The sequence below is a fragment of the Vibrio genomosp. F10 str. 9ZD137 genome (genome assembly GCF_049974785.1).
In the GTDB taxonomy this organism is placed as follows: Bacteria; Pseudomonadota; Gammaproteobacteria; order Enterobacterales; family Vibrionaceae; genus Vibrio.
Map to the genome: position 1 here is coordinate 1 of NZ_JBNGCJ010001014.1, position 2,477 is coordinate 2,477.

Sequence of the window (2,477 nt, forward strand, 5' to 3'; positions counted from 1 at the left end):
CCGCTCTTCCGATCTTGAAAACTTGTTACTCAGTGGGCAATAATCATCATTATACTTTTGACATAACAGTTAACTACCTTAAGCACTTAACCACGGTCAGAACTTAACCGCTGTCAGAACTTAGGTTCGTGATCTAAGCCGTGGGTAGAATCAATCATTGCCAAACAAACAGCCGCACAAATACAAATAAAAAACCTCAGTGTTCAAACTGAGGTTTTTTCATTTTATGCTAAAAAATGGTTAGTCTTCATCGCCTAGCAAAACGGAATCCAAAGCAATTTCCATCATTTCATTAAATGTGGTTGCACGTTCATCTGACGTGGTTTGTTCACCGGTTTTGATGTGATCCGATACCGTACAGATTGCTAGCGCTTTGGCGCCATATTCTGCCGCCACACCATAAATTCCAGCCGCTTCCATTTCGACGCCAACAATTCCGTATTTATCCATTACGTCGAACATGTCTGGGTCAGGAGTGTAGAAGAGTTCTGCTGAAAACAGGTTACCGACTTTGACATCGATACCACGTGCTTTTGCTGCCACTTCAGCAGCTCTCACCATTTTATAATCAGCGATGGCTGCGAAGTCATGATCTTTAAAGCGAATACGGTTTACTTTAGAGTCTGTGCACGCGCCCATACCAATCACAACATCACGCACTTTAATATCTTCGCTAACCGCACCACAACTTCCGACGCGTATTATCTTCTTAACACCGAAGTCTTTAATCAGCTCTGTTACGTATATAGAGCATGATGGAATTCCCATGCCATGCCCCATCACCGAGATCTTACGACCTTTATAAGTGCCGGTGTATCCATACATACTGCGAACATCACAGACCTGAACAGCATCATCTAAAAAAGTCTCAGCAATGTATTTAGCGCGCAGTGGATCCCCCGGCATCAAAACAACATCTGCAAAGTCACCCTTTTCAGCATTAATATGTGGCGTTGCCATAATCTATTCCTTCTTCAATCTCTATTTGAATTGCTAATCCAATTGTTAAGGGCTCTTCAACAGAGCCCTAATCCATGATTACAAAAAGTTTTTACCGTATTCCATTGGAGAGGTTTCAAAGTACGATGCCAAACTTTGGCCTATGTCAGCAAACGTATCTCTAAGGCCCAATGAACCGGCTGGTACTTTTTGGCCATAAACGATAACGGGGATATGCTCACGCGTATGATCACTGCCTGGCCAGGTTGGATCACACCCATGATCTGCCGTCAAAATAAGAATGTCATCTTCTTGCATTAACTCGATAACTTCGTTAATTCGCCCATCAAAGTACTCTAAAGCCGCCGCATAGCCTGCGACATCTCTTCGGTGCCCGTATGCAGAATCAAAGTCAACAAAATTGGTGAAGACTATCGTGTTGTCCCCAGCCTTTTTGATCGCTTCTTTTGTTGCTTCGAAGAGCTCTGGAATTCCCGTTGCTTTGGTTTTCTGAGTTATCCCGCAGCCCGCATAAATGTCAGAGATTTTACCAATAGAGTGGACTTGACCGCCTTTTTCATCCACCAGTTTTTGTAACACAGTTGGTGCCGGTGGCTCTACCGATAAGTCTCGGCGGTTACCCGTACGAGCAAATTCGCCCGCTTTCGCACCAACAAATGGTCGCGCAATCACTCGGCCAATGTTGTACTCTTCAAGTTCTTCACGAGCGATCTGGCAAAGCTCTAGTAACTTGTCCAAACCAAACGTCTCTTCATGACAAGCGATTTGGAATACCGAGTCACCTGATGTATAGAAAATCGGTAAACCTGTCTTCATGTGCTCTTCGCCCAAGTCATCAAGAACCTGAGTCCCTGATGCATGGCAATTGCCTAAGAAACCAGACAAACCAGCACGTTTTAGAATGCGATCTGTTAGCTCCGTTGGAAAGCTGTTTTCTTTATCTGTAAAGTAACCCCATTCAAATAACACAGGAACACCAGCAATTTCCCAGTGACCTGAAGGCGTATCTTTACCTGATGACAGCTCAGCGGCATGGCCGTAAGCACCAATCACATCAACACTGCCTTCAAGACCCGCAGCAAACTTACCGGTCGACTCTTTGTGCGCCATCGCAAAACCAAGCTTAGACAGGTTAGGCAGTTTTAATGGTCCACTACGATCGGCATTATCCGCTAGCCCTTTACTGCACTGCTCTGCAATATGGCCCATGGTATCCGAACCAACATCACCAAACTTATCCGCATCGGCAGTTTCACCAATACCAAATGAATCTAATACTAAAATAAATGCTCTTTTCATTTTCTCACCCATTAAATGCGCTTCACCAGATTTCATACGTCTTCAGAACGGATCTGACGATAAACATCTGGAGTCGGTTGATAGTCTCCGCCAATCGTAATTGCACGTTGAAGTGCCTGTGCGGCCTCTTGCCATTGCTCTTCATTACGAGCATGGATAACCGCTAACGGTTTATCACCTGCCGCAATGTCACCTAAGCGAATGAAATTATCAAAACC

General features: G+C 44.6%; 2 protein-coding genes and 1 pseudogene. All 3 read right to left on the reverse strand.

Annotation, left to right across the window (positions count from 1 at the left end; translation table 11 throughout):
* Positions 1 to 240: 240 nt before the first annotated feature.
* Positions 241 to 960 (reverse strand): purine-nucleoside phosphorylase, encoded by a 720-nt coding sequence (gene deoD / locus ACP45E_RS21630; RefSeq protein ID WP_017037355.1) that lies wholly within the window; start codon positions 958 to 960, stop codon positions 241 to 243.
* Between the two features lie 78 nt (positions 961 to 1,038).
* A complete protein-coding gene (locus ACP45E_RS21635) occupies positions 1,039 to 2,259 on the reverse strand; it encodes a phosphopentomutase (RefSeq protein WP_026026526.1) in 1,221 nt (406 codons plus the stop codon).
* Positions 2,260 to 2,291: 32 nt separating this feature from the next.
* Positions 2,292 to 2,477 (reverse strand): annotated as a pseudogene (locus tag ACP45E_RS21640) (thymidine phosphorylase); the annotation flags it as partial.

Bases quoted from the DNA above. Each gene is read 5' to 3' on its own strand.
- deoD (WP_017037355.1), bottom strand. From the start codon at position 960: ATGGCAACGCCACATATTAATGCTGAAAAGGGTGACTTTGCAGATGTT.
- ACP45E_RS21635 (WP_026026526.1), bottom strand. From the start codon at position 2,259: ATGAAAAGAGCATTTATTTTAGTATTAGATTCATTTGGTATTGGTGAA.